Annotated in this window: 17 protein-coding genes; 7 read left to right on the top strand and 10 right to left on the bottom strand. The window is 43.7% G+C overall.

All coding sequences use genetic code 11. The features are described 5' to 3' along the window. Positions 1-14: 14 nt before the first annotated feature. A complete protein-coding gene (locus tag IWT5_RS10255; RefSeq protein WP_089109863.1) occupies positions 15-1,007 on the bottom strand; it encodes a glycosyltransferase in 993 nt (330 codons plus the stop codon). A 210-nt stretch (positions 1,008-1,217) separates the two neighbouring features. Next, complete coding sequence (locus tag IWT5_RS10250) at positions 1,218-14,270, bottom strand: KxYKxGKxW signal peptide domain-containing protein (protein WP_159459322.1); 13,053 nt, start codon at positions 14,268-14,270, stop codon at positions 1,218-1,220. A 112-nt stretch (positions 14,271-14,382) separates the two neighbouring features. Between IWT5_RS10250 and IWT5_RS10245 the strand changes: the two genes are divergently transcribed. Next, positions 14,383-14,982, top strand: a complete 600-nt coding sequence (locus IWT5_RS10245) for a recombinase family protein (RefSeq protein ID WP_089109861.1) — start codon at positions 14,383-14,385, stop codon at positions 14,980-14,982. A 480-nt stretch (positions 14,983-15,462) separates the two neighbouring features. On the opposite strand, the gene IWT5_RS10240 is transcribed toward IWT5_RS10245, so the two are convergent. Next, positions 15,463-16,086 carry a competence protein ComK gene (locus tag IWT5_RS10240; protein ID WP_159459321.1) on the bottom strand — a complete coding sequence of 208 codons (624 nt, stop codon included), beginning with the start codon at positions 16,084-16,086 and terminating at the stop codon, positions 15,463-15,465. A 636-nt stretch (positions 16,087-16,722) separates the two neighbouring features. Here IWT5_RS10240 and IWT5_RS10235 point away from each other — a divergent pair. Continuing rightward, positions 16,723-17,067, top strand: a complete 345-nt coding sequence (locus tag IWT5_RS10235; protein WP_089109859.1) for a DUF1648 domain-containing protein — start codon at positions 16,723-16,725, stop codon at positions 17,065-17,067. A gap of 496 nt (positions 17,068-17,563) precedes the next feature. On the opposite strand, the gene IWT5_RS10230 is transcribed toward IWT5_RS10235, so the two are convergent. Continuing rightward, positions 17,564-18,670, bottom strand: coding sequence for a HigA family addiction module antitoxin (locus tag IWT5_RS10230; RefSeq protein WP_089109858.1), 1,107 nt, complete (start codon positions 18,668-18,670; stop codon positions 17,564-17,566). Next, positions 18,660-18,989, bottom strand: a complete 330-nt coding sequence (locus IWT5_RS10225) for a type II toxin-antitoxin system RelE/ParE family toxin (protein ID WP_089109857.1) — start codon at positions 18,987-18,989, stop codon at positions 18,660-18,662. The genes IWT5_RS10230 and IWT5_RS10225 overlap by 11 nt, the downstream gene beginning before the upstream one ends. A gap of 990 nt (positions 18,990-19,979) precedes the next feature. Here IWT5_RS10225 and IWT5_RS10220 point away from each other — a divergent pair. Continuing rightward, positions 19,980-20,234, top strand: coding sequence for a hypothetical protein (locus tag IWT5_RS10220; protein ID WP_089109856.1), 255 nt, complete (start codon positions 19,980-19,982; stop codon positions 20,232-20,234). Between the two features lie 14 nt (positions 20,235-20,248). On the opposite strand, the gene IWT5_RS10215 is transcribed toward IWT5_RS10220, so the two are convergent. Then, positions 20,249-20,524, bottom strand: coding sequence for a type II toxin-antitoxin system RelB/DinJ family antitoxin (locus tag IWT5_RS10215; RefSeq protein WP_089109855.1), 276 nt, complete (start codon positions 20,522-20,524; stop codon positions 20,249-20,251). Positions 20,525-20,707: 183 nt separating this feature from the next. Here IWT5_RS10215 and IWT5_RS10210 point away from each other — a divergent pair, with 183 nt between their 5' ends. From IWT5_RS10210 to IWT5_RS10195, 4 genes are all read left to right on the top strand, one after another. Then, on the top strand, positions 20,708-20,902 hold the full coding sequence (locus IWT5_RS10210) for an AbrB/MazE/SpoVT family DNA-binding domain-containing protein (protein ID WP_225360275.1): 195 nt from the start codon (positions 20,708-20,710) through the stop codon (positions 20,900-20,902). 265 nt (positions 20,903-21,167) lie between these two features. After that, positions 21,168-21,470 carry a type II toxin-antitoxin system MqsR family toxin gene (locus IWT5_RS10205; RefSeq protein ID WP_089109854.1) on the top strand — a complete coding sequence of 101 codons (303 nt, stop codon included), beginning with the start codon at positions 21,168-21,170 and terminating at the stop codon, positions 21,468-21,470. A 14-nt stretch (positions 21,471-21,484) separates the two neighbouring features. Further along, the gene (locus IWT5_RS10200) at positions 21,485-22,444 is read left to right on the top strand and encodes a type II toxin-antitoxin system antitoxin SocA domain-containing protein (protein WP_225360274.1); all 960 of its coding nucleotides are present in this window, start codon (positions 21,485-21,487) and stop codon (positions 22,442-22,444) included. 62 nt (positions 22,445-22,506) lie between these two features. Next, a complete protein-coding gene (locus IWT5_RS10195; protein WP_089109853.1) occupies positions 22,507-22,887 on the top strand; it encodes a DUF2513 domain-containing protein in 381 nt (126 codons plus the stop codon). Positions 22,888-23,110: 223 nt separating this feature from the next. Here IWT5_RS10195 and IWT5_RS10190 read toward each other — a convergent pair whose 3' ends face one another. From IWT5_RS10190 to IWT5_RS10175, 4 genes are all read right to left on the bottom strand, one after another. Beyond that, a complete protein-coding gene (locus IWT5_RS10190) occupies positions 23,111-23,359 on the bottom strand; it encodes a hypothetical protein (protein WP_089109852.1) in 249 nt (82 codons plus the stop codon). Between the two features lie 110 nt (positions 23,360-23,469). Beyond that, positions 23,470-23,709, bottom strand: coding sequence for a type II toxin-antitoxin system RelB family antitoxin (gene relB / locus IWT5_RS10185; RefSeq protein ID WP_089109851.1), 240 nt, complete (start codon positions 23,707-23,709; stop codon positions 23,470-23,472). Positions 23,710-24,242: 533 nt separating this feature from the next. Continuing rightward, positions 24,243-24,962: a hypothetical protein gene (locus IWT5_RS10180; protein WP_089109850.1), complete on the bottom strand. Its 720-nt coding sequence runs from the start codon at positions 24,960-24,962 to the stop codon at positions 24,243-24,245. Next, on the bottom strand, positions 24,952-26,355 hold the full coding sequence (locus tag IWT5_RS10175) for an AAA family ATPase (RefSeq protein WP_089109849.1): 1,404 nt from the start codon (positions 26,353-26,355) through the stop codon (positions 24,952-24,954). Before IWT5_RS10175 ends, IWT5_RS10180 begins: the two co-directional genes overlap by 11 nt. Positions 26,356-26,603: the final 248 nt, after the last annotated feature.

The raw sequence follows: 26,603 nt of genomic DNA, 5'->3' as shown, positions 1-26,603 counted from the left end.
CGCCCATATCCCCCTTAATTTTGCGCGACGTTAAAGGAAAAGCCCAACTGTTTCAAATAAACCGTGAAGCCTTCTAGATACTGATTGAACTGAGCGGTCTCAGCGTTCCAGGGTGCCTTTGGTGACTGGTCTTGACGCTTCAAATCACCGATAAACCCAAGGACGTACCCCCAAGTCAGCGCGTTCTTCCCCACTAGTGACTGCATCAGCTGCTGCATGGTTCCCTTAGCCGTTTCTGGCAGCTGTTTGATCTGGCTGTAGAAACGAACCACGAAGCGGGCAAATTCATTCGCGTAGGTCTGCTGATTCAAGTTCTTGAGCTTCTCAAAATATTGTTCCTTCATGGTCAGCCATTGCGGGTCTACCGGCCGCTTGAAACCAGCTAAGACACCGGCTGGCAAGTGACGGTTCGTGAACTTGGTGTAGCCGATTTCGTTGACCGCCACATCTTCGTTAGCAAATAGATGAACGAGGTTGCAGAAATATTCTTCCGCGTGTTCAGGTACGCCAACGGGGAAATTAATCTGTTGTTCACTGAGAAAGCCTCGCCGAAACAGTCGGCCACGAACCGTTCGCGTGTTTTGACCAACTTTATAATCAAACTGCAGATCAGGTGAAAACGCCTGTTCCAGCAGTAAGGGTGAAATGACATCGGCTCCCGCATGCGCCTTCATCTGCCGCAGGAAGGTCTGCAAAATATCGGTCTGGTTCAACTGGCCATTGACCCCCATAAACATCACGTATGTGCCGGTGGCCTGGCCCAAGCCAAACTGCAACGCTGCCACCCAATCCAAAGCTTGATTCGTTTTGAGGTAGGTCATTTCAATATTGGCAAACAGTTCCAGTAGTTTGGGCTGCTTCAGCTTGTACGTGCCGTTATCCACCAAGATCACTTCGATCTGGGCTAAATCCACCCCGATCTGATTGTTAATGGATGATAACGGGACTGCCAAATCGCTCTCCTGTGCGTTGTTAACTGGGATGATAATACTGATCTGCTTTTCCATTGCGCCTACCTCCTAAAATATTAGTGTTGCTATGTATCCCCAGCGGTCAGGCTCCGCCGGGGAATCGAGATGAACTCATCTCGATGAGTGCTGATTATGATTAGCAGTCAAGAAACGTTGGGGGCCGCCGTGACCGCTATGAGGAAGAATCAGCTATGGGAAATCTTGGTTCAATTCGTGACTTTCGGAGAATGAATTAACCGGTTTCAATTAATACAGAGCATCCTCGTCATCATCGTGACGTTTCTTACGCTTCAATGCACCGTAGACCATTGCGGCCTCCAGAACACTTGCGCCGATACCTAACATGACTGCTGCTTCGCCATCGTTAGTCTCGCTGGTTTGTGGCAACGTCTTAGCAGCTACGCTAGCCTGCTTAGTGTTGCTGGTGCCAGAGAGAACTTGCGTGGTGGCGGTTGGGGCAGCCTTGCCGCCTTCAGTATCGTAACCCGTTTCAGTCACCACACCGCCGTTGTCGGTATCAGTACCGTTGTCGCCGATCAAGCTGTCACCATCGACACCGGTAGAATCGCCATCTGTCGTCGTGGTTTGACCATTATCGCCGCCTGGAACAACCGTATTGTCACCAGTTGTCGTCGTGGTATTGTTGCCCGTTGGTGTGTTACCGCCTGGGGTATTGTCACCTGTTGGTGTGTTACCAGTTGGGGTATTACCATTTGGTACGTTGCCGTCTGGCGTATTACCACCTGGCTTGTTACCATCCGGTGTGTTGCCATCTGGGGTATTACCGTTTGGTGTTACACCGCCAGGAACCTTTTCGATCGTGTCCGTGGTGGTCGTTGACTTCGAACCGTCTGGGTTGGTAATCGTGGTAATGATTACCGTCTCAGTCGTCTTCGAACCATCTGGGCCATTGGTGATCGTCACTGTCTTATTCGTGGTGGTGTTAGAGTTATTGCCACCATTGTTATCCGTGTTGTCTTTACCCGGAGTCGTCACAATTTCGGTCGTGGTCGTCGTAGTCTTATTGCCGCTAGGATCCGTAACGATCGTGACAATAACCGTCTTGGTGGTCGTTGAACCATCCGTGTTATTGGTGATCGTCACTGTCTTAGTGGTGTTCGTTGAAGACCCGTCAGTACCAGTATTGCCACCATTGTTGTCGCTTGGCTTCGTGTTATCAGCAGGGGTCGTTACGATGTTGATTGTGGTCGTAGAATCGGCACCATCTTCACCTGGCGTCGTCGTGGTGGTTGTCTTAGTCGTCTTCGAGCCATCTGGATTAATGATAATCTCAACGGTCTTAACGGTCTTTGAGCCATCAGGATTAGTCGTGGTGTTGGTGGTCGTCGACGTATTCGAAGTCGTCGAACTATCGGTTCCTTGACCATCACTACCGCCACCGTTGTTGATATTGTTGTTGGTAATGTTAATGCCACCGTTACCAGTACCCGTACCATCACCGGTGGTGCTGCCACCACCGTTTGGCACCGTGATTGAACCAGCATTGCTGCCGTCTGGGTAAGTGAAGTAGTAAGTGGTTGTTCCGGCTTCTTTATTGACTACCGTCTTGGAAGGATCGATTTGTGGTGTTTGACCATCTTTACCGTCAGCACCATCTTTGCCGTCTTTACCATCCTTAAGGGTGTAATCAATACCGTTCAAGGTGAAGGTCCAGCCATCGACATTGCCGTCAGCATCGTAGTGTGGCGCAACCGTTGGCGTTTGACCATCTTTACCATCCACACCATTCTTCGGTGCGTCTACGCGACCAACGGAAACCTTGTCGCCGTCAGCGTTAGTGTAGTAGAAGTTGTAAGCAACGATGTTACCGTCGCCATCTTTGATAGCTTCAACGTGCGGTGTCTTACCATCCACACCATCTTTTGGTGCGTTGACCTTACCAACGGTGGTAGTTGAGCCGTCTGGGTTAAGGACGTAGAACTCGTATGAAGTCGTGCCGTCAGTGTTCTCAACGGCTTTGACTTGAGGCGTTTGACCGTTCTTACCGTCTTTGCCGTTAGGAATCTTAACTTGACTGCCATCGCTGAAGGTAACAACCGTATTACCATCTGCATCAGGTGCTTGGCTAACAACGGTGATGCTTTGACCATCTGCACCGTCTTGACCATTCTTAACGGTGTAATCCTTACCATTCAAGGTAAAGGTCCAGCCGTCAACGTTGCCATCACCATCAGTGTGCGGTGTAACTGTTGGGGTTTGGCCATCCTTAGGTGCAGGAACCATCCCAAGTGTGACTTTCTCGCCCTTATCATTGGTGTAGAAGAAGTTGTAGCTGACCGTATTACCGTTAGCATCCTTGATTGGTTCGACTGATGGGGTCTTGCCGTCTTGACCATCCTTAGGTGCGGTGATCAAGCCAACCGGCGTCTCAGAGCCATCTGGGTTGTTGACGTAGAACTCGTATGAGGTCGTGCCGTCTTCGCCCTTAACCACTTTCATTTGAGGCGTGAGACCATCTTTACCATCCACACCATCTTTACCATTCAAAACGGTGTAGTCCTTACCGCCAATCGTGAAGGTAAAGCCGGTTTGACCGTCTTTATCGTATGGTGTAACCGTTGGCGTCTCACCATCTTGACCGTCCTTAGGTGCAGGTACATTACCAACCGTCTTTTCGGAGCCATCTGGATTAGTGATGTAGAAGACGTAAGACTTCGAACCATCATTATTCGTGACTTCCTTGACTTTTGGTGTTTGTGCATCTTGACCGTCTTTAGGTGCGTCAACCGTACCGACGTCAACTTCCTTGCCATCATCACCAATGGTGTAGAAGACGTATGAAGTCTTGCCGTCTTGGCCAACAACCGCTTTCACTTGAGGCGTCTGACCTGGTTCACCTTGATCACCCTGATCACCTTTGTCACCTTTATCACCTTTATCACCCTTGGCGACTGTGACTTGTGAGCCATCACTGAAAATCAGAACGGTGTTGCCATCCTTATCAGTGGTCTGGTTGGTGATCGTTAATGGTTTGGCGTCTTCACCATTCTTAACGGTGTAATCGTGACCGTCGATGGTAAATGTGTAACCGTCAACGTTGCCACTAGGGTCAGTGTGTGGCGTTACTGTAGGCGTCTCGCCATCTTTACCATCCTTAGGCGCTGGAACGTTACCCATATCAGTGATAGAACCATCTGAGTTGGTGATGTAGAACTCGTATGACTTCGAGCCATCTGAGTTCGTTACTTCCTTAACCTGAGGTGTTTGAGCATCCTTACCATCGACACCGTTAGTCCCGTTGATACCATCTTTAGGTGCCTTAACTGTACCAATTGTCGTGGTTGAACCGTCTGGGTTAACAACGTAGAACTCGTAAGCATTCGTGCCGTCTTCACCCTTCACAGTTCTAACTTGAGGTGTTGGCGCATCCTTACCATCAGTACCGTTAGTGCCATCTTTACCTTTGTTAACAATGATTTGTGAACCATCGCTGAAGGTAACGACCGTGTTGCCGTCGGAATTGATAAGTTGGCTCTTAACGGTTAATGCTGCGCCGTCTTTACCATCCTTAGGTGCCGGAACGATGCCCATGATCTTGTCGTCAGAACCATCACCAGTAGGACCTGGAATGTAGAATTCGTATGAAATGGTGTTGCCGTCAGCATCCTTAATTGGTTTAACTGTTGGCGTCTGACCATCTTTACCATCCGTACCGTTAGTCCCATCCTTAGGTGCATCAACCTTGCCGAGAACTGTATCATCGGAACCATCACCCGCAGGACCTGGAATGTAGAATACCAGTGACTTAGTCCCATCAGGGTTAGGAACTTCCTTAACCCGTGGTGTTTGACCATCCTTACCAGCAGCGCCGGCAGGAATCTTGACGTTATGGCCATCGGAGAAGGTAACAATGGTGTTGCCATCCTGATCAATGGTTGAACCGGTGACGGTTAAGTCTTTACCATCGGTACCGTCTTCACCATCTTGACCATCAACACCGTTCGTAACGTTGTAATCAACGCCGTTCAGCGTGAAGGTGTAGCCAGTCTTGCCATCAGTGCCAGTGTAAGGTTTAACCGTTGGTGTAGAACCGTCCTTAGGTGCCGGAACAATACCAGTTGAAACCTTTTCACCCTGGTCGTTAGTGTAGTAGAACTGGTAATTTGTAATGTTGCCATTATCATCCTTAAGTGGTTCAACCAGTGGTGTGTGACCGTCTTTAGGAGCAGGAACGTTGCCAACGATCGTGTCATCCGAGCCATTCTCGCCAGGAATGTAGAAGACCAGCGTCTTGTTACCATCACCATCGGTAACTTCCTTAACTGTAGGTGTCTGAGCATCCTTACCATCAGCACCCTTAGCGATGGTTGCTTTAGTACCATCAGAGAAGGTGACAACCGTGTTACCTTTATCATCTTTCGAAGTGTCGGTAACGGTGATTGACTTCCCATCCTTAGGCGCATCAACAGTACCAAAGTCGTGTTCCGTACCATCCGGGTCAATCGTGTAGAAGACGTATGATGTCTTGCCATCAGCGCCTGGAACGGCTTTAACCTGTGGTGTCTTACCATCGGTACCATCTTTACCGTTAGAAATGTTAATGGTTTGAGCTGGTTGATCAGAACCTGGCGTGGTAATGGTGATGGTTGTGCCAATGACGTTGCCGTCCGTATCCTTTTCAGGCGTCTGGGTAATCACTGGTGTCTTGCCATCAGAACCATCAACACCGTTCTTGATGCTGCCGACAGTCTTGCCGTCAATGGTAATGTTGTAGCTGATAACATTGCCCTTGTCGTCTTTAACTGGCGTGAAGTCAGGTGTCTTACCATCTTCACCATTGTGCAGGGTGCCGACAGTCTTGCCATCGATGACGATATCAAGCGTCCCAGTTGGGTTGCCGTCAGGATCTGTTTCTGGCGTGATAACTGGTGAAGCACCATCTTTACCATTCAAGATTGTATCGCCGTCTTTACCATCAATCACAAGGGTGACACCGATTTGGTTGCCTTCCTTGTCAAGTACTGGCTTAGTCGTGACAACAGAACCATCTTTACCATTCTTGAGTTCGCCGGCTGGATTGCCGTTAATCGTAATTGCGTAACCAGTAACGTTACCATTGTCGTCTTTTTCAGGCGTCAGTACAGGCGTTGAGCCGTCTTTACCATTAGTAACGTTGATGGTTTGAGCTGGTTGATCAGAACCTGGTGTGGAAATCGTGATTGTGGTACCAGTAACGTTGCCATCGGCATCCGTTGTCGGCGTCTGGGTAATGACTGGTGTAGCACCGTCCTTACCATTTGTGATGGAGCCAACCTTGTTGTTGTCAACCAGAATGTCGTAGCCAGTAACGTTGCCGTCATTGTCCTTGACTGGGTTGAATTGCGGTGTTGAACCATCCTTACCACTGCGCAAGGTACCAACCGTTTGGTCGCCTACCGTAATGGTGAAATTGCCAGTTGGTTGACCATTTTCATCAACTTCTGGTGTGATGACTGGTGAAGAACCTGGATCACCCTTGTCACCTTTTTCACCTTGAGGACCATTCAAGATAGTACCGGAGTCTTTACCATCAATGACCAGCGTAACGCCGATTTGTTTGTCGCCATCCATTAATGGCTTAGTGGTTACAACTGAACCATCTTTACCATTGGTAATGGTACCGACCGTCTTGCCATCAATCGTAATGGTGTAACCGAGAACTTTACCTTCAGTATCCTTGTTTTCAGTAAATTCAGGTGTCTTACCGTCTTTACCGTTTTGCAGGGTACCAACCGTCTTGTCGCCAACTTTAATGACGAAGTTGCCAGTTGGGTTGCCACTGTCATCAAGTTCTGGCGTGATGACTGGTGAATCACCCGTGTCACCCTTAGGACCGTTCAAGATCGTACCGGAGTCCTGACCATTGATAACCAATGTGGTACCGATTGGCTTGCCATTTTCATCAGTAGCTGGCTTAGTCGTAACCGTTGGCGTCTTACCGTCTTCACCATCCTTAAGTTCGCCGACCTTGGTACCATTCAGCATGATATCGTAGCCAGTTTCAGTCTTGGTAAATGTTGGTGTTGCACCGTTAGAAATGGTTACGGTCTGTGGTGCGTCAGTTGAACCTGGAGTAGTGATCGTCAGCGTGTTGCTAATGACGTTACCGGCGTCATCGTTGTTAGGCGTTACGGTAATCTGTGGTGTCTTACCATCTTCACCATTCTTGATCGTAGCCACATCCTTACCACCGATTGAGATGGTAAAGCTCTTACCGTCTTGAGATGGTGTAATCTCTGGTGTAGCACCGTCATAGATGTAGGAAATGGTATCCGGATCGCCATTCGCATGGGTAACGGTAATCTTAACACCGCTTACACCTGGCTTATCAGTATCGGTTACCCGTTCGCTGGTGATCGTGTCACCCGTATTTGGAACTGGCAAAGTGCTGATATCAGTATCATCCGTACCATCGCCCTTTGGACCTGGAATGTAGAAGACCAACGTTGGTTTCCCATCTTTATCCGTACCAGGTTTAACTGAAAGTGGCGTGCCATCCTTGCCGTCATTACCGTTCTTGACGGTGAATGAACCGGCTGGCTGACCGTTAACAGTCATGTTGTAAGTGGTTGTGCCATCGCCGTTATCAATCCCCTTTGGATCAACGACTGGTGAGGCGCCATCGTTACCATTCCAGATAGTTTGGGTCGTATCATCACTGCCATCACCATGTTTGATGGTCAACAGCGTACCGCCGTTTGGATGATCAGCGTCGCCATCAATCGGTGTTGCTGTGATGGTGTCGCCATCTTTTGGTTGAGGAATCGTAACCATATCGTTTTCAGGTGTATCATCATGAGCAGGCGTAAAGAAGATGATGACTGGATTACCGTTAATATCCGTCCCAGTCTTAGCTTGAACCGCTTGTCCATCAGCACCATCTTTACCATCCTTAACGGTGAATGAACCAGTTGGTTTGCCGTTAACCGTAAACTGGTACGTGGTCGTGCCGTCACCGTTATCGGTACCCTTTGGATCAACGACTGGTGTCGCACCGTCGTTACCATTCCAAATGGTCTCGGTGGTATCTTTGCTGCCATCACCGTGTTTGATTGTGATTAAAATGCCGCCGTTTGGATGGTCAGCATCGCCATCAATTGCACTTGTGGTGATCGTGTCGCCGTCCTTTGGTGCAGGAATGTCACCTAAGTCTTGTTCAGGTGTGTCGCCGTTAGCTGGAATAAAGAAGGTCAAAACTTTATTACCGTCTTTATCCGTCCCAGGCTTGACACGAGGCGTTTGGGCATTCTTCCCATTTTCACCATCGTACAGGTAAGTGATGGTTGGGTCGCCCGTAGCGTGGGTGACCGTGATCTTAACACCACCGATACCTGGCTTGTCAGTATCCTTAACCCGTTCGGCAGTAATCGTGTCACCAGCACCAGGTAGTGGAACTGTGCCAAGGTCTTTTTCAGGAATATCGTTGCCATCAGCATCTTTACCAGCAGGGATAAACAGAATTAAGTTGCCGCCCTCTTCTTTGATAGAAGGATCGCCGTTGGTGTTGCTGCTGCCATCGGTGCCGTTCTTAATCGTGAAGCTTTCTTTCGTTGGATTACCATCATTGTCGTAACTGGTAATGGTGATCTCTTCGCCAGTAACTTTGTCCTTGTTGGTTGGATCATCTTTGACATCAGCGTGAGTGATAATCGGTGGATTCATGACAACGAATGTTTGAACATCTGGTGTCCCATCATCCTTAAATGAGTTAACAGTGATCGTCTTACCAATAACAGTGGTACCATCCTTGGCATACTTATCAGCCGTCTGAATCGTTGGTGTTTGACCATCCTTAGGAATTGGAATCGTCCCAACTGATTGATGGTGACCATCAGGTCCAGTGACATAGAAGCTGTAAACGTTCTTGGTTGAATCATCAGGATCCGGAATCGTTTCGATTTGTGGTGAAACCCCATCAGAAACAGTCACTTCACCTACTTTAGCACCTGCTGGAATATCAGCTGGCGTCAGCGCATCTTCACCTTCTGCAGGTTTGAGAACATCACCGGTGTAGAAGTAAGTCGTGTGCTGAGTTGGCGTACCAGTAGTAGCATCGCCTAACTTATCGACTGTAAATGAGTGGATAGCTTCCGGTGTTGGTTCTTCAACCGTACCGATTGACTGGTGCGAATTATTAGGGCCAGGAATATAGAAGTTATAAACGTTCTTGCTTGGATCGTCAGGATCCGGAATCGTTTCAACTTGTGGTGTCTGACCGTCTTCACCATCTTGAGTCTCCACATCCCCAATGATTGGGTTCTTAGCATTTTGAACATCTTCATAGGTTAATGGCGATTCAGGCGTAATCGCTGTACCATCCGCATGCTTTGCTGGCACATCACCCGTGTAGAAGTAAGTGGTGTGGGTACCCTTATCAGTATCATTAACAGTGACGGAGTGAATGGTTGGGGCTTTGGTTGGAAGAGTGATCGGTGTACCAGTACCAACCCCGTTAATTGTAAGTTCAAATGTACCGTCATGATTATCTTGAAGATCCAGATCTGGCAAATTACCGGCTGGTGCATCCGGAATATCAACTTCTGTTCTATTGCCACCAGCAGTGTTCGTCGTATCACCATCAGCAAAGATATAGATTGGCGTATAACCATTGGCTGTGTCAGTCTTGTCAACGTGGTCACCAGCTACAAACGCTGGAATATTCCCCTTTGGCATTGCGACCGCAGTACCACTCGGTTGACCGTTAACAGTGAGTGTAAAGGTCCCATCATGGTTATCCTGAGCGCCAATCAGCGGATCATCAACAGTAACATGGCCGATTTCTGTATCCTTATTCTTTTCAATATCAGCTTGAGTCAGCTGAGTACCTTGAGCGGGATCTGGAATCTTGTCACCAGTGTAGAAATAAGTTGTGTGACTTGCTGCTTGGGTGATTGTACCGTCTTGGCCTTTAGTAGCTGGTGTGTCCACAGTAAATGAGTAGATATTTGGTGCTTTACCATCTTCACCATTCTGAGCATCGAAAGTACCAACCTCGGTTGTACCGTTATAGATAGTGTAAGTGGTCTTATTATCTTTAGGGTCAGTATCGGTATTCTTGACATCCAAATCAAGTTTTGGCGTTTCACCATTCTTCACAGCAACTTGACCAATCAAATCATCTGCTGGAATGTCTTTAGGATCTGTGACCTTAGGACCCTTGTAGAAGTAAACCGTGTTGCCGGTACCAGTTTCATTGCCCTGATCATCTTTGTCAGGAACCGTCAATGATTGAATATTGCTTGCACTTGCCGTGTAAGTTACCGTCGTCTCCAGATCTTCAGGGTTACCTTCGACATCTAGCGGAACGTTTTGGTCATCGACCGTGTCGTTATCAGCTGTGTAACCATCGATTGTAGGTGACTTGATTGACGTAAAGATCTTGTGTAGGTCAGTATCAGCGGTACCATCACCATCCTCATCAGAAGACTTAACAGTGTATGATACAATCTTTTGACTGCCATCATCGTTCTTAATGATCTTCGTGCCTAACGTCAAGGTTTGAACGACATCCGGACCAGCAGGAGTGCCGTTAGGGGTGCCATCGTCCTTCACATAGTGAATTGTCCGCTTAACGGTTACATCAGGACCATCCACTGCGTCGTCCATGTTGAGACCAGGCTTAGCGGTGTAAATGACCCAGATATCTTGACCATCCGTCTTGTAGTTAGCATCCGAACCGGCCTTGTCAGGCATCGTATCGAACAGACCACCATTAGGATCAGCAGTTGCGTAGTAGTACAGATTCTTGGTATTTAACGTACCGTTGGCATCATCAAGTGTAGAACCGTCAGTTGCTACACCAGGGGTTGTTGGTGGGACAACGATCTTACTTGTGTAATCTTCACCGGCATTACCGGTCAGCGTTACAGGTGGTAAGACTTCAGTACCGCCAACTTGCTGGTAAACGTAGTGGACGGTAGCGGTTTCTTTTTCTGGTGCGTAGTTAACCGCCCGATCAATCTCAATCGGCGAGTTGTCCGCGTCCTTAGCAATCGTCAGTGCGATATCAGCATTGGTAGTCTTCTGATCATCCGTTAACTCAGCACCGGTTGCAGTGTTCGCAAAGGTTTCCGTGTAGCCCGGTTGCTTTTGCTGTTCAAGCGTGGTGAGCTTGGCGACGTTAATCGTGTCAGTCCCATCAGTAAACTTACCGTCAGCATTGGTCGTCCATGCACCGTAAGTCACTGTTGGTTTTGGATTGCCTTCCTGATAGGTGACGGTAGCTGTCCGATAGAGATCGTAATCCTTCAGCTCTTCCTTAGTACCATTACCAACCGGATCACCGTAAGTGACGTATTCAGTCACTGCTTTAGTCAGTGCATTGTGGTTGGTTTGGTCGGTATCGCCAGGGTTCCCAGGGGTATAGGTGGTAACCGCTTGACGGACATACGTGTAGAAGTCTTGTTTGTCCGTATCCTTGTAAGTTTTACCACTTAAATTAGGGCTTTCTACCGCTACGTAACCATGACTAGCATAGTCATACAGTGTGGCACCGTCAGTTGTAATCGGATCACCAATCTTACCGTCCAGAACAACCGAAGCAATCTGATTACCATCGTTTGGCGCAAAGTCGGACGTCTTCTTGGTGTTAGAAACATCAATGTAGTGAAGTTCAGCACCGGCTGAAGTCGTCTTAGCTAACGTAATCTTAACTTCTTGGTTAGCTGTGCTAGGTTCAGTCACAACTGCACTCTCACCAATAGATGATGCGCCAGCAGCACCAGAAGTTAAGGTACCACCTTCTGCAGTAGCACTGTGATCTGCTGGAATCGTGAAGGTCCCTGATGCACCGTACTTAGTAGCAATCTTTTTCAGAGCAGCAGCATCGTTCGTTGCATCGCCATCGGTCATATCAGTTACGTAGTCTTTAGCGTCACCTTCGCTGGCAAATGCTAACCACGTGTCTTTTGGCGTAACCGTGTCATTGCCTTTGGCATCCTGTGTAATTCTGTTGGTTGTTTGCTTTACCCAGTAAAGGGTCTGAGCATCTAATTGGAGTCCAGTAGAACCGTCACCGGTAAAACTAAACGTCCGTTTTGACTGATGATCTGCAGCTTTAGGATCATCCGTATCAAAGGTGACTTTCTTAATCAAATCAACCGTAACGTTATCGGTATCTGCTGTAGATGATAGTGTACCCGTATAGGTATATGTGCCATCCGCATTTGCAGTAATATCAGCGGCATAATTTGCGTCTGACTGATCAGGTGCCACCAGATAACCAGTAGGAATCTTTAAGGTCGCGTTACCCTTCTCACCATCGTTGCCTTCAACCTTTTGTGCTGTCGATGCGTCAAGTGGCGTTGCAGTCCCTGTCGTCACATCCGTATACGTAACGGTTGCACTAGTCGTCGTTGCGGCTTTAGTCACCAGCACATTAATGGCATCTGTACCAACCTTATTGTTTGCGTCTTTTGGCGTAACAACGTAACTAGTAGCCTTAGTCGTAGGATACACAGCGGCCTTGTAGGTAAAGTCTTGACTGTCACCTACTAAGTGATAACCATCTAACTTGTTAGTAGTCCCATCTGTATCTAGAATTATTGGCAATTTATCATCTTTAGTGATGGTATATGCCCCAGTGTCACCATCAGTAACAGGTACATTCAAGTCAGCCATGCCGCTGCCTAATACTTCATTAGTCGAGCTATCCACATAGTTAACTTTGATTTCACCGTTTACTTGAATGTTATCAGAAGTAACGGGTAAATGCGAAATGTCATTTGCTGTATAAGTTAGCTTAGTCCAGTCACTAGGCCAGACAATTCCCAAATGCAACGTTTGATTGTAATAATGGCTAGTTTTATCAGTGACTAGCTCATTCATAACATTAGTAAGTGCACTTAGCTGTTGAGGTGCAATTACCACATAAACTGAACCGTTATCCTTACTTGCTATCAACTCATTTTCAATCTCTCCGTCGTGATTGACACCGCTTACTACAACATCATCTTTGGCATCAATCTGCGCTTGTTGAGCGGTTGTTAATTTGGCTGAACCCACCAGTCCATTATTTTGGTCATAGATACCAATTGAATACATTAGCCCTTGAAGTGGAACTATAGTCTTTGCTTGACCGTTTACATACTTATTCGGGTTGCTTGGATCGGTCGGTATAAGTTCACCTGCATTTACACCATTCTGGTATTTCGGATTAACATCCGGTGTATACTGATACCAAAGTGCAGAAGGTTCATGAACAATTGGATTCCCCTGTGCGTCCCGTGTCACATTAGCTGCCCAAAGATAACTACCACTAGTTACAACACCTAAGTAAAGCCATCCTGGATTATCAGGATTAGTAATAGCATTAGGATCAGAGGTAATAGGAACAGTTACTTTCTCTCCGTCCTTCAAATTAAAGGTAATAATATCCCGAATTTTAGTTGATCCTTGGGTATAATAGTTGTCTAACCCTAAAGCGTTAGATTGCGTCTGCGTTGTAAATTGGTTCACTGACCAACCGTTAGTGGTCGCAGCAGCCTTAATTTTAGCTAAATCATCAGCCGACACCGCAGCTGAATTTGTCACCGTCAAAATATTGTCCATTAAGCTCAGTTTGATCGATTGATCGCTCAAACTGTCTTTAAGACTACCGGTTAAGGCAGCTGCGTCAGTACCGCCATCGGTACCAGCCACAGCTGTAATTTCTTGTGGTTGCCCCGTCTTTTGATAGTCAGCTGTCGCAGCAGCCTTGGCACTATCGATGTCAGCTGAACTTGCATCGCCTAAATCAACCTGATTGACATCATCAGTAGTGACAGCTTTGGCAGTACTGTTGTTATTAGCATCAGTACTGTTATTTGTTGTCTTATCTTGTGTCGTAGGAGCTGCACTAGTAGTGGTTGCCGCGTCCGTCTTAGCAGCGGTTTCAGCAGCGGCCTTAGTATCTGTTGCGGTTGGTGCAGTTGTCTTACTATCAGTAGTAGGAGTTGCTGTACCTTGCGTTGTTGAAGCTTGAGTTGCACTGTCAGCTGCAGCGCTCTGTGTGGCTGTCCCCTGTTGATTCTGGGCTGTAGCAGCTGGAGCACTAGCTGCAGTACTTGTGTTGTGCAACGTAACCTGTTTAGGCGCGGTCGCCGCCTGATTTGTTGTGCTTGAATTTGCAGAATCACTGCCATCAGTGGATGCTGTATCCGCTTTGGCTTGTGTTGGTAAAGCGAACGCTGAGATACCAAATGTCAGCGTTGCCATTCCAGCAACTAACCAACGTGTTCCAGCCTTATAGAGTTTGTAACGTACTTTTCTATCAGCCGAATCACGTTGGAGTTTATCCCTATTGAACTTATACTTTTCCAATGAAATTTCCCCCCTCGTAAATTTTCCGATGTACTTTTTAGGGTACACCCTAAAAAGTATAAAATTTAAGCTGAGGCTACTCGCCTCAGCTTATTTTGATAGGAGGATTTTCATGATTTATGGTTATGCACGTGTCAGCAGTAAAGATCAGAATCTGGCCCGCCAAATTCAAACATTATCTGATCTAGGTGTTGACCGGATATTCAAAGAAAAGGCTTCAGGTGCGAATTTATCCCGGCCAGTTTTAAAGCAGCTCTTAGCTATTCTGAAACCAGAAGACGTGATCAAAGTTATTAGCCTGGATCGGCTGGGTCGAAATGCAAAGGACGTGACTAATATCATCATTAATGTGAGGGATAAAGGTGCCAACATTGACTTTCTAGACATGCCTTCGTACAAAGAAGTTCAAGATGAAAACACCCGCAACTTACTGAGTTCAATTACCATCGAGCTGCAAAAATACCTGGCAGCTGAGGAACGCAAAAAGATCCTCGAACGCCAGCGTCAAGGTATCGCACTAGCTAAGCAACGAGGTGTCTATCAAGGACGCCCTATTCTCTATGGCCCAGATGTCGCCAACTTAGATAGGAGGAAACAGTACTTTGAAATCAAACGGTTATTGAAAGCTGGCATCCCAATAAGGCAAATTGTACAGCTTACCGGTAGAAGTATGACACTGATTCGGCGGATCAAAAATGAGCTTTCAAAATAATGAAAGTTAGGAAAATTATAAATATCGTTTGCATTGTTAATTTTGTATTATTTATGGCAGCATAATTTATTTGAATTTATTCAGGATGATTAATAATTATTTATGATATGTAAATTAGTTCTACCTAACGCTGTTGTACTTTGGCTTATCCGGTGATATATTTCGTTATGAGTTTAGCTGACTAGAAATTCTATCTTGGAGGAGGAAGGAATTGGAAGGGAAACTGCTAGTTTACTGAACGATTTGCAAAGAAGTTTTTTTGTATGTTTATGGGTGTACCCTAAAAAATTATGCTCATGCTCTTCGCCCAAGAGGTTTTACATAAATATTCATTATGAAAAGGCTTACCATTTTTTTGCGAAATTTTAAAAAAATTGGTGATTCCTTGATTTTTCGGGCTTGTACCCGATTTTACTGGCTTTCAGTCAAATCGCTGAATACCCATTTTTGCAGCTAATTTGGATAAAGATTTAGGGTCAATCAGAACTCCGTATCGGGTAGCTGCCAGTAACGATTATGATTCAGGTCGTCATCGACTTCATCGGTGAACTCTAGGAAGCCGACCTTCCCTAGAATCAGTGCGCGCTTGTATTTCTCAATCTTGACCATGAGTTTGTCCAGGACTTCCAGTGAATGGGTATGGCCCAGATCCGCCAATTTAAACGTGGGACAGACTAACGCCGTTTGCTGCTTGAGGTAACTGGCGATCTGTTTGCAACGGTGCTGGCGCTTTTCCATTACTTTTCTGGAGATGGCCCACTGCAAGACCATCCGGTGTCTAACGATCACCCGGGTGTAATTATCCACGTAGTCCCACATGTCGCTTTGATACTGCCAGCGAAACCAAGTGCGGTTATGCGCGACAACTGGCCCGACTTGCATGAGCCAAAAGTCCCGGCAGATATACGGCACGTTCTTTTTGATGTTAAGTGCTTTGGCAATCGTCTTGCAAATGTCGTTGTGATAATCCAGCGCAAAGTGCTGCCTGAGCTTTTTCACCAATTTATTCGTCGTGGGCCGAACTTTGATCAGCCGCTGGTCATCATACAAGATGATGGTATTATAGTGGCTTTGGGTGTCGGCGCGATTGATTAAGGCGAGCACGTGGTCCCACCTTGGCAGGAACTTGGCGTCCTCACTGGCGGGAATCACCTCTTCAAGTTGCAGTTCGTCGGGTACCAGATACCCTTGCCTTTCGACTCGCTGACGACAGGTTGGTTCCAGATCGATGTAATAGGTCACGTAGTTGTTCTCCTTATGGGGAATTATTTTTGTTTCGGAAGCATCATAACTGGAATAGACCAAAATTGGAAGTGAAACGAATCGGCGGTGGCTGGCGGATTGGGCTGGTCGGGTGCTGATCGATTAGGTGGCGGGTATGGGAGATTGGGCGGTGGTTTATAGCTTGGGTGGTGTGGATTGGTTGGGGAATGGTCTGGGCCATTACTTACCGTGATTATATGCAAGCTGGATGACATCGTTCATTTAGTTGAATCTTGAAGAATGAAGGGTGAGATTTTCGGGGAGTTGGGAGGGGAAATTTTTTTATTTTTTGGTGTGCTAAGTGCGGATTTGTGTCGGTCAGTTTCTGGGTGGATATGGGACCACTTTTGATGAATCTGAAAAATATTATATGGTAATCGCAATCACTTAGTGGCAAAATATATTTGAAATAATTGAAGGACGCTGCCAGCTACGTTTTGACTAGCAAATATGTAAGGTGAACGATGAAAGAAGGCAATGACAATGAAACGTTTTCGGTTCTTAGTTTGGGGAATGGTACTGATTTCTTTGGGCTTTACGCTGATACTGTTTTTCTTGGCGCCCCACCACGTTGTGATGCACTTCAACGATACTGGTATGGCTGATAACTGGGGCAATCGAGCCGGTTTATTTTTACAGCCAGTCTTGCTTGCGGTCATTACTTTCATCTGTGATCGACTTGCCTATTCAAGACGGAAGCGTGATGGTTTGGAGGCCATGACCATCATCACTTATCGAGAATGGCGGTTTGTCAGTTTTGTGTTTATTGTCTTGTTGATATTTGGGGGATTACAGCTTTACCAGTCTGGGATTTTGTCTTAATCACGTATTATGGGTCAATATTTTTAGACTGATTACAGTCATGCATCCTGTTCCGCAAAAAAAGCAATCTAACCAGGTTGCTTTTTATTATCTATCCTAAAGCTGTCAAAACTTAGCTTCAGCTCAAAACCGTTGAACAAAAGATTCACACCCGTTTCATTTCAAAAAAAAAGAGCGCAATCATGGATTCGACCCCATGCGGCAAACGCTAGGATAACCCCACCCACGGGGGAACGGACTGTCAACTCTACATGCTGAATTTAAAGGATTTGGTTGTTCCTGTTATAAAGCTGTGTCACTGCCCCCAACCAAGCTAAATCGTTCAATCGCGGTTCTACCAGGTGTCAAAGACGAAGCTTTTACCAGAGCCTTGTAGCAAAACCACTTTCTAATCGTTTTTGATCAGTTTGAAGCAAAAAAATAAAACGCTGATATATTAGAGATATCAACGTTTTACTCGATTGTATTAATGCCCCGAATTATCGAGTGCGCTAGGCTATACGTTCCATGTATACCTGACTTTTAGATGATTAAGTCGAGAGTTGTACAATACTAACCCCAGTTTCTGCAACCTACCTACAACAATGCCAGCATGAATACCAACTGACTTGGCGAATTCTTCAATGCCTTGCTCTGTAAAATTGCTTTCTTTTATAAATGAATCCCATTCATCTTTCGCAATAAGTGTATTGCTAGCCCAGTCGTTAGCTTGTTTTTCCTCTAAGCCAGTATCGTAGTTCTTACTAGGGAAAGTTATGAAACTTTTTTTATTATGCAAAATGAGATGTGCTATTTCATGGAAAAAAGTAAACCACAGTGAATCATTGGTCTTATAGCGAACACTCAACTGCACAATCACTTTGGGAAAAGGGGATAGCCATTTAGTAAATCCACTAATATGGCACCCCTTCAATTCCGGTACAAAAACAACCGCTACACCCACAGTTGCCATAAGTCGTTGTAATTTAGGAATGAAATTCTGAGGCTCGTCAATAAGCGTTAATGCTCTAAGATCTGGTATCAGCTGTTTTAGCTTATTTTTATCAAATAGCTCAGTATCAATAGCATCAGCCTCTAACTTGCCCTTTTGAATCCATGCTTTAAGCGCGTATTCATCAACTACATCTGGTAAGGCTATTCGGTATGCACCTTCCAATTCATCATTACTGGCAAAATAGTTTTGCATTGCATCAAAGTTCGGGAAGCGGAAAAATTTCAATAAATTTCTTGTACGTTCCCCTTTATCTTTGGTTTTTTCAACAAATCCTTTTTTTACCATATCATTGTAATTAAAGTGGTCAGAAAAGTTGGACTGTTGTTGAAAAAGTTCCTCCTGCTTTTTTCGTTCTATAAATTGTTGATAGTTTGCTTCTAATTTATTCCAAAAAGAAGCTGGCACTCCCAAAACCATTTCTAACTTACTAGCTAGTTCCGGACTAATGCTAGCCTTGCCATTAATGATTTCGGAAATATGTTTTGGGCTCACTTCCATACGTTGTGCCACATCCGATTGAGTCATACTAAGGCTTTCAATGGTTTCCTTCAACGTATCACCAGGTTTAGTAACATAGTTAGGAGTTAGGATATTCACTTTACTTGCCATGATAATCTGTAACCTCCTTAATTCTAATGCTCATTATTGCGTCTTTATCAACACAAAATTCTCCACTGGCGTCTAACCCACGAAAAACCATCCGCATATTACTCGATACATCAACCGCAAAATAATCTTTATAATCACCCGTTAATTGGTGTAATCGAGGAGGCGGTAAATGTGAAACGGCTGATAAGTTTTCCGCAGCCCGAAGCTCAGTAATACGTTGCATTATTTTCTTCGCAACTTGACTGCCAAAAGCTTTAACTAACTTGCTGTCGTTTTCTAGTTGTTTTTGCAACTTCTTGGTTTCAGTTTGTATTTCCAACTAGACAGCTCCTCTAAAAAGATTACCTTTTCGGTTAACATCTCTGTTTATATTATACCATCGTCGTCTAGGTGTCCATATAATTCTGCTTGAAGTCGTTAAAAAAACGCCCTCAAATTAATGGGGGCGTACTTTGTTATCTATCCACTAAGCAGCCGATTAAAAATGTCAAAAATTATCTTCAAATTAGGATCATTGGGTAAAGAATTCACACCCGTTTCATTTCAAAAAAATACCGTCAGTTGGAGTAAAAACTGACGGCTTTCATAGATTCATTAAAGGGTATGAGTTAGGAAGCGTCCCTAACTGCGACTGGTGAGCAGATACAAAGCCTCTACTCAGGCAATATGGCTACCCACTACCATATCGACCAAAAACATCAGCAAAAGCTCGCAAGCTTTTACTCACTTTGTATTGTACAGGCTACACTATGATATTTCAAAATAAACAATCTATTTGTAAAGAACTATACACAAAAATTACATTCTGATAGTCTCTGAATGACTTCTTACATTAGCATCAATTGGATGCTCTTAAAATCCATTTGTAATATTGGAATCAGCTAACCAAGGAAAGCAGCTGTTCCCAATATTACAAAAAGCACCAAAAGTGCCACCCGCAAAATGCACCTTGATTAAAAACTGCTATATATCAACGCTTATAAAGAATATACTGTTGCTTTTTATATTTGAGGGTGGAGAATCATTCAAAAGAATAAACTTACTCAAGATACAAAGCAACCCTATAACAATCAAAAACGACCTGACTCCTTTGATCGGAATCAGGTCGTTTTGGGTGTGCTTGATTTGGGATTCATAGGCATAAATTTCAGCGAAACAGAACCCATCATACCCCCACTCACCTTGCAGTCAAACACCGGTCAATTCACACATATTTATGATTATGCACAGATTAAACAATTAACTGTCTTTATCCCAATTCGGGAATTGGGACATTCAAGGGGAACATATGTGCTAGAATAATACTTGAATGAGTGAAGTGAATTTGATTGCAAGACTGGAGGTGAACTCCCTGGATACTGATAATCTACTTGACGATTATACCCAGTGGCTCCGAGACCAATATCGGATCAAGCGAATTGGTACCTCTGATGAGATCACAACCCCGTCTACTAATATGAATGGCGATAACTTGAGGATATTAACCGGCTTTGCTTATCTGATGATGAGACAAAACCTGATTTCAGCTATGGTTCGAATCAATGATTTGTCGATTATCGATTGAAAGTGGGCAATCCTTTAATCTTCATCTAGCGTTCTCGCCCACTTTTCAAAGTCATCCGTATCACCAATCGTTTCTGCCATATGGTGTTGATCTTCGTACTTTGCGTGCTGCGCTTCTGGGGTATCTAGGAAACTGATTGATTTTACTTCATTATTGGCTGCTTTAATTAGAGACATTCGGGCATACTCAGATATAGTTAAACCCATTTTGGCTAAGTTTGTTTTAGCACGATCATGGACGTCTTGAGTGACACGGGTGGTAATAACTTTGCTCTTTGCGATATGTGACATGACGTTGCCTCCCTTGTAGTGTTTGCTATCATTTTACCTATTGGGGGTTGGGATGGCGAGAGTTTGAACTTGCTACATTCGAGTAAAGAATGCTTGGATGGCCATTTTGCGTAGGTATCAAAGATTAGTCCCATTTCGACTCCAGCTTCATTACTAGAGATACATATGGAAGGATGGTTTGCCATGAACCAGACAACGGAACAAACCAAGCTTTCACAGTGGGGACACTCAAAAGCTGTCCGTATTCCTAGCAGCGTGATTAAGCAACTTGACCTTAAGAATGACGATAAACTTTCAGTGACCATTGAAAATGGTTCGATTGTGCTTACCCCTTTGAAAAAGAAGCCTACCAATATTCACGAATTATTTGATGGCTGAGTAGATGATGGTGTTCGGGATAGTGAAGTTGATTGGGGTAAGCCTCGGGGGAGTGAATTTAAGTGGTAGAACTTGGGAGTACCCTTGATGGATACTCCCTGGTTGTTGCTATTTCTTGTACAGCCACTAGTAAGCTAACCAACTGCCTTTTCCATAATAATACTTCACTGCGATTTGCTGACTTTTTTGTAATGATACTATTTAGTAGCAAGAACAGAATATTTCAGTTATACTTAAAATACATTGATGGACACATGGTGAATTCATGAACGAAATTGAAGCACTTACGTTAGTTAAATACTTAGTTAGTATCAACCATTTCACTCTTACTAAGCGACGTCAACTAGCCGCGTACCCAGTAACCAATGCTTTGGCAAAAGTAATCATTAACCAGTTAAGCGCTGACGATTTTGTCCGCTATGATGCAGACCGAAGCACCAAGTACGCAGGTGAATTCGTTTGGATATTCGAAACTGATTTTGAAGAGATATACTACATCAAATTTAAATTCACAGATCATAATAAACATGTCAAATTCATCTCATTTCATCCAAGCAAGTACCACTAAAGGAGGAAAGCGTAATGAAAAAAATGGATAACACCTATATAAAAAGCTATACGAATACCTTCGTAATCAAGGGACATTCCTATACTGTCACTGCGCCTGCTCGCTTTGATTCTAAAACTAATGAATTAGTTGACGATTTTGAACTAGATGATCAAGCTGCTGAGAAAGCTAATGAAATGTATAGAGAAGAATTCGACCTCCTCTCCCCCAAAGAAATTAAAAGCTTTAGGAATCGACTAACATTAAGCCAAAGAGATTTCGCTAAGCTAATCGGCGTTAGCCCCAATACAATTGCACTCTATGAAGCTGGTGCCTTTCCAACTACGGCACATAATCGCCTATTAAAGTCACTTATGTATGATGATCGAAATCTGAAGGACTATATCACTGTTGACCAGCATCAAATACCAGCTGATATTCAAAATAAAGTAGAAGAAGCACTTAAAACAAAATCAGATTCAAAGAGAACATTCACTCACTTTATTGCTGGATTTTCAAAATACAGTGCCCTTCAGTTAGCTAACTGGTTTCGTATAAAAAACTTTCATGATAGTTTAAATGATGAAAATGTTGAAGAATTGACCCAGATGAAAGTTGTTAAACTACTCTATTTTGCATTTGGACGATATGCTTCACAGACAGGTAAGGAATTGTTCACCTCGCCTATTATCGCTATGCAACATGGTCCTGTTGTTGAAGAAGTACACCAAAAGTTTTCAGGCAATAGAGGAATTATAGGAGAAAAAGGTCAGAAACTTGATGACGACGCATATCATGATCATGATTTAATTGAAACTGATTCTGAAGTTTCCAGACTATTAACTGAAATCGAAGATGAATACGGCGATAAAACTGCGGTTGAATTAAGAAACATTACTCATCAACCAGGATCCCCTTGGAATCAAACATTACAAGGACGCCCTATAGACAAAACCTTGATTTTAAAAACATTCGGCAGTCATTACGAAATGTGAATGAGCTGATTAAACATTGATCACGCACTGAATTTGGCTTGCCTTGAAAGGAAGTAACACTTATGGAGCTTAACCACGATTGTGTTAGAGATTTGCTTCTGCTTCTTGAAAAAGTACCATTTGACGACGGTGGTATCTTTGACTTGGACTCCATCATTAAGTCTGTTAATTTCACTGATCGGTATTCTGTTGACACAATTCGTTACACATTTGTTGAATTAGTTGACGCCGGATACATAGACGGCACCCCTACCGGTCAAATGCCGGTTACGTATGGATTTGTGAAAATTACTTTTGAGGGACATAAATTCTTAGATAACATCCGTGATGAATCGGTTTGGAAACAAACTAAGCAGACCATAATTTCTAAGATTGGATCGGCATCATTAAGCGTTATCAGTACGGTGGCTGCCAAGGTTATTGCTGATCGACTCAACTATTAAGCTTTATATCTTCGCAAACGCAAAGTTATCCATTCAATGTATGTCATCGAAGTTTTACTTAACGTATTAGCCAAACAAAAGATGGTTCGACTGTTTGCTAATGAAGGTACTGCTGAACGTTAGTTATTAAGGAGGCTGGTCAATGTATTTATACATTGGCTGGCCTTTTTCGTTGTAAACAAAAAGTCTTCCAACTACTGGTCAGAAGACTTCATTATCATGATTATGCTTTAATATGTTGCTTTTCCCTCATAGCAGCTTTAGCAAGCTGATGTTTCTTGCGCTCATTCAGCCAAAGAAAAATAAAGAACGCCCCACTGCTGATGGCCCAAGCAAGACCCGTTATCAGCGACAGCCAAAACGGATGGAAAAAGATGGTGATCATCATTGAAATAAACGCAACAGAATTAAATCTATCATTGATTCTGTTCCACTTGTCGTATGGTGCAACCCATACTTTTGCAGTTTTCATTAATAGACATCAGCTTTCAGAGATTTAGTGATTGGCTCAATCTTTATTCTACTAACATTTTAACATTAAAGGCGATACACTTCTCCCCAGTGTCTAACAAGATTGCTACCTTATAGGTCCTCATCTGTCCCGCCAAATTGACGGAAAACTTCTTCCATTGAATGGGTTTCCTTACCACTTTCTTGATACCGCTTAAAGGCGACCTGAGCAACTTGTTTATCGTATTTATCTTCAAGTTGTTCCATTGAGAATTTCTTAATCAAATCAGACAGCGTAATGCCGTAGAAATCTGCCATGCACTGCAGCCATTTCTTTTCGGAATCGCTGACACGAACAGTAATCATTGCCATAAGCGGTCGCCCCTTTCTGTGTTTCATCATATTATATGCTGATGAAATTGCAAAGGGATGTGGTTCGAATTTACCGAGGACAAATTATAGAATATACTCTTAACAATTGTCGAATCAACCCTGTGTAACTGTTTCAGCCGGATTAAATGAAACCAACTCAATCGAGGTAATTACTGTGGAGAATACAAACGTAACATTCAGTATTGAGCATGCAGATTTAAATATCCAGCTCATCCATCTTTCAGCCCTTCAGCAAAAGAGCAAAAACAAATTATTGATGCATCAGCAGCGGAGGTATTCGGTGATCCAGTGGTACAGGAAACGCTACGGGAACTTTTTGAGCTTTAAATTTGTATCAGATTTGACCCACTGAGTCGGCCATGTTAAACTACAATCATTAGCTGCTAATCAGGCTTCGAGGAATCGGAGCAGACTTGGTTGGCTTTTTTTGTGGAATCATTTTCTGCTTTATAACATAACAACTTCATCCAATATAAATAACACCCCCAGTTGCAATTTGGAGGTCTCATTTATCATTCCAACACTTTAAGAGAATCAATCACACAATTTATATTGGTAAGACGCTTAAACCCAGTTGATTTCTCAAGAACCGACCACGGATTTGCTTTTGTGATCAGTTTTTGATCTTCAAGAAAGCCTAAGAAGTCTGTCACCGTTGGATGCTGATTTAAGAACGCATCAATGACATCGAGCTTTGCTTCTTGATCGTATTTGATTTCTCCACTTAAAACATGCTCTGAAGTAATAGAGAAAAAGATTAGGCTATAAGGAATAGACCAGATTTCCGTTCGAGTTGACAACGTCCTTAAACGCCCATGTTTAAGTTGCCAAGATTGACGGTTGTTTTCCTTCATATCAGTACTTTCGGAGTATACCAACTCTTCATCAACTGCATACTCATGACTTCTATCAAGCTTCTTTAACTCTTCATTCACTAAGAAGTGTCCATGTTTAATAAAACTGCCATCAACATCTACTACGTGAAATACAGCAGCAATATCAGATTTCTTATATTTCTGAGTACTCATCACTTCTTTAATCTTTGCTAGGACAATATTTTCAGCATTAGCGTGGTGCTGATTGTTTCCTAAAACATCACCAACAGTGACCTCAAAGTGATAATCAGTTTGTTTATTTTGCAGGACCTCATCAACGTATTGCTCTAGTAAAATTTCATCATTTTCGCCTTCGACCATTAAAATGACAACTTTAGCTGTAAGATTACTCGCCATCGTGTGATTCCTCTTCTACTTTTCTAGCACTGCGAAATGCACGCTTGATCTTGGTTGGATTAACTTTTTCAAAAACGGGTTCATCCATACCGCCTAATTGAATGGCACGAATGTATGTGTCACGAAGATTGTTCGTTGGCTTAATGTTTTTGATCGTGATATACCGATTTGCAGGATTAGTCGATGTGAAGACGATTTTCTTATAATCTAACACTTCCAGCGGGCGCAGATTATGAGAAGTAAAGATCAGCAACCCCTTTGCATTTTCAGCAATAACATCTACGATTTCACCTAGTAAATATTCGAAAATACCGGCATCTAGTTCATCGATGATGGCAATTGCCCGCGGTGTATTATAAACATTGATCAGTGTACTTAATATAGATATGATTTTTTTGATGCCATCTGACTCATAGCGCAATGGATATTCTTTTCCATCACGTTCGGCCATTAACTCCACCACATTCAATTCCTGCTGATCTTTGGTGATAACCGTGTCTTTTTTTACAAGTGAAATGGTAAGCTGCGGAATCAATATTGGTAACATTTGATTAATTTGTTCAAAGATTTTTTGACTGAATTTATAGGTACTCGGTTCAATTTCGTGCTTACCGTCCATTGGAATTTCTGTCATACCAAACCCGCCTTCAACAGAGAAGCTAAGGGGCAGACTGATATCTGAATAGATTTGGCCGGAAATTTTACTTGAATAAATGGATAGATTCAAAGCAAATGTATTGAAGATTTCCTGTACATAGTGTAATTCAGGGCCAAATATCTTTTCATCCTGAACAATCGTGACCATCTGATCATTGAAAAATAGTGAACTACCCTTGGGTTGGGCTATTCCACTAACAATTCCAAGCTTGATTTGATTCTTTGGCTTAGCAACTGTGCTTTCCACACTCTTAGTCAGATCGAGTAATGGCAAATCAATAGCAGAGCTTAATTTAGCACCCTGTTTGTAGTGAAACAGAAGTCGTGTTTTAGCCCGGGGAACATTGCGCTTATAGTAAATCCGTTCTTCGTCAATCCATAACCTTGATTGTTTTGTGCTAAAAGTCACCTGATACGTCACGTCCGCTTCTTCACCAGCAATTGCAACAGAAATAGTCGGTGTATTCCCTTCTCCAAGCGGAACCAGGTCTACCAAACTATGGTATAAGTCTTCAGATTTCGGAACTACTGACGCTTCAATAATCGTTTTTACTAACGTCATTGCATCAACAAAGGTCGTTTTACCCGAACCATTAGCCCCGTATATCCCCACCGTATTAAGTGGCTGGTCTTTGTTCATAAAATTGATTTTACCGTATTTCACGTTCTTAACATTTTCAATCGTAACTTCTTGGAGATGATAATGAAGATCGAAATAACTAACTTTTGTTCTCATTTTAACTCCCCATTTAGTATATTTTATACTGATTATTGATTTTAGTATACAAAATGTAACTACCTATTACAAGAGATTGACGAACATGTTGATGAATTCATACCGTTCTCCCTGTAAATACGGGCTCTACAATATCTGTTGTTGGTAATAGATTCTATCTATTACTGATAACAGATTTTTTGTACACTATTAACTAATAAAAAAACGGGCATTCCCGCCCGTTCATTAAAATCAACCACGACGAAGAT

This window comes from Secundilactobacillus mixtipabuli, from assembly GCF_002217925.1.
Lineage (GTDB): Bacteria > Bacillota > Bacilli > Lactobacillales > Lactobacillaceae > Secundilactobacillus > Secundilactobacillus mixtipabuli.
Note: the sequence above shows the minus strand (reverse complement) of the source record. Positions and strands in the feature narration are given on the sequence as shown.

Bases quoted from the DNA above. Each gene is read 5' to 3' on its own strand.
- IWT5_RS10255 (WP_089109863.1), bottom strand. From the start codon at position 1,007: ATGGAAAAGCAGATCAGTATTATCATCCCAGTTAACAACGCACAGGAG.
- IWT5_RS10245 (WP_089109861.1), top strand. From the start codon at position 14,383: ATGATTTATGGTTATGCACGTGTCAGCAGTAAAGATCAGAATCTGGCC.
- IWT5_RS10235 (WP_089109859.1), top strand. From the start codon at position 16,723: ATGACAATGAAACGTTTTCGGTTCTTAGTTTGGGGAATGGTACTGATT.
- IWT5_RS10230 (WP_089109858.1), bottom strand. From the start codon at position 18,670: ATGGCAAGTAAAGTGAATATCCTAACTCCTAACTATGTTACTAAACCT.
- IWT5_RS10220 (WP_089109856.1), top strand. From the start codon at position 19,980: ATGAGTGAAGTGAATTTGATTGCAAGACTGGAGGTGAACTCCCTGGAT.
- IWT5_RS10215 (WP_089109855.1), bottom strand. From the start codon at position 20,524: ATGTCACATATCGCAAAGAGCAAAGTTATTACCACCCGTGTCACTCAA.
- IWT5_RS10210 (WP_225360275.1), top strand. From the start codon at position 20,708: ATGAACCAGACAACGGAACAAACCAAGCTTTCACAGTGGGGACACTCA.
- IWT5_RS10205 (WP_089109854.1), top strand. From the start codon at position 21,168: ATGAACGAAATTGAAGCACTTACGTTAGTTAAATACTTAGTTAGTATC.
- IWT5_RS10200 (WP_225360274.1), top strand. From the start codon at position 21,485: ATGAAAAAAATGGATAACACCTATATAAAAAGCTATACGAATACCTTC.
- IWT5_RS10195 (WP_089109853.1), top strand. From the start codon at position 22,507: ATGGAGCTTAACCACGATTGTGTTAGAGATTTGCTTCTGCTTCTTGAA.
- IWT5_RS10190 (WP_089109852.1), bottom strand. From the start codon at position 23,359: ATGAAAACTGCAAAAGTATGGGTTGCACCATACGACAAGTGGAACAGA.
- relB (WP_089109851.1), bottom strand. From the start codon at position 23,709: ATGGCAATGATTACTGTTCGTGTCAGCGATTCCGAAAAGAAATGGCTG.
- IWT5_RS10180 (WP_089109850.1), bottom strand. From the start codon at position 24,962: ATGGCGAGTAATCTTACAGCTAAAGTTGTCATTTTAATGGTCGAAGGC.
- IWT5_RS10175 (WP_089109849.1), bottom strand. From the start codon at position 26,355: ATGAGAACAAAAGTTAGTTATTTCGATCTTCATTATCATCTCCAAGAA.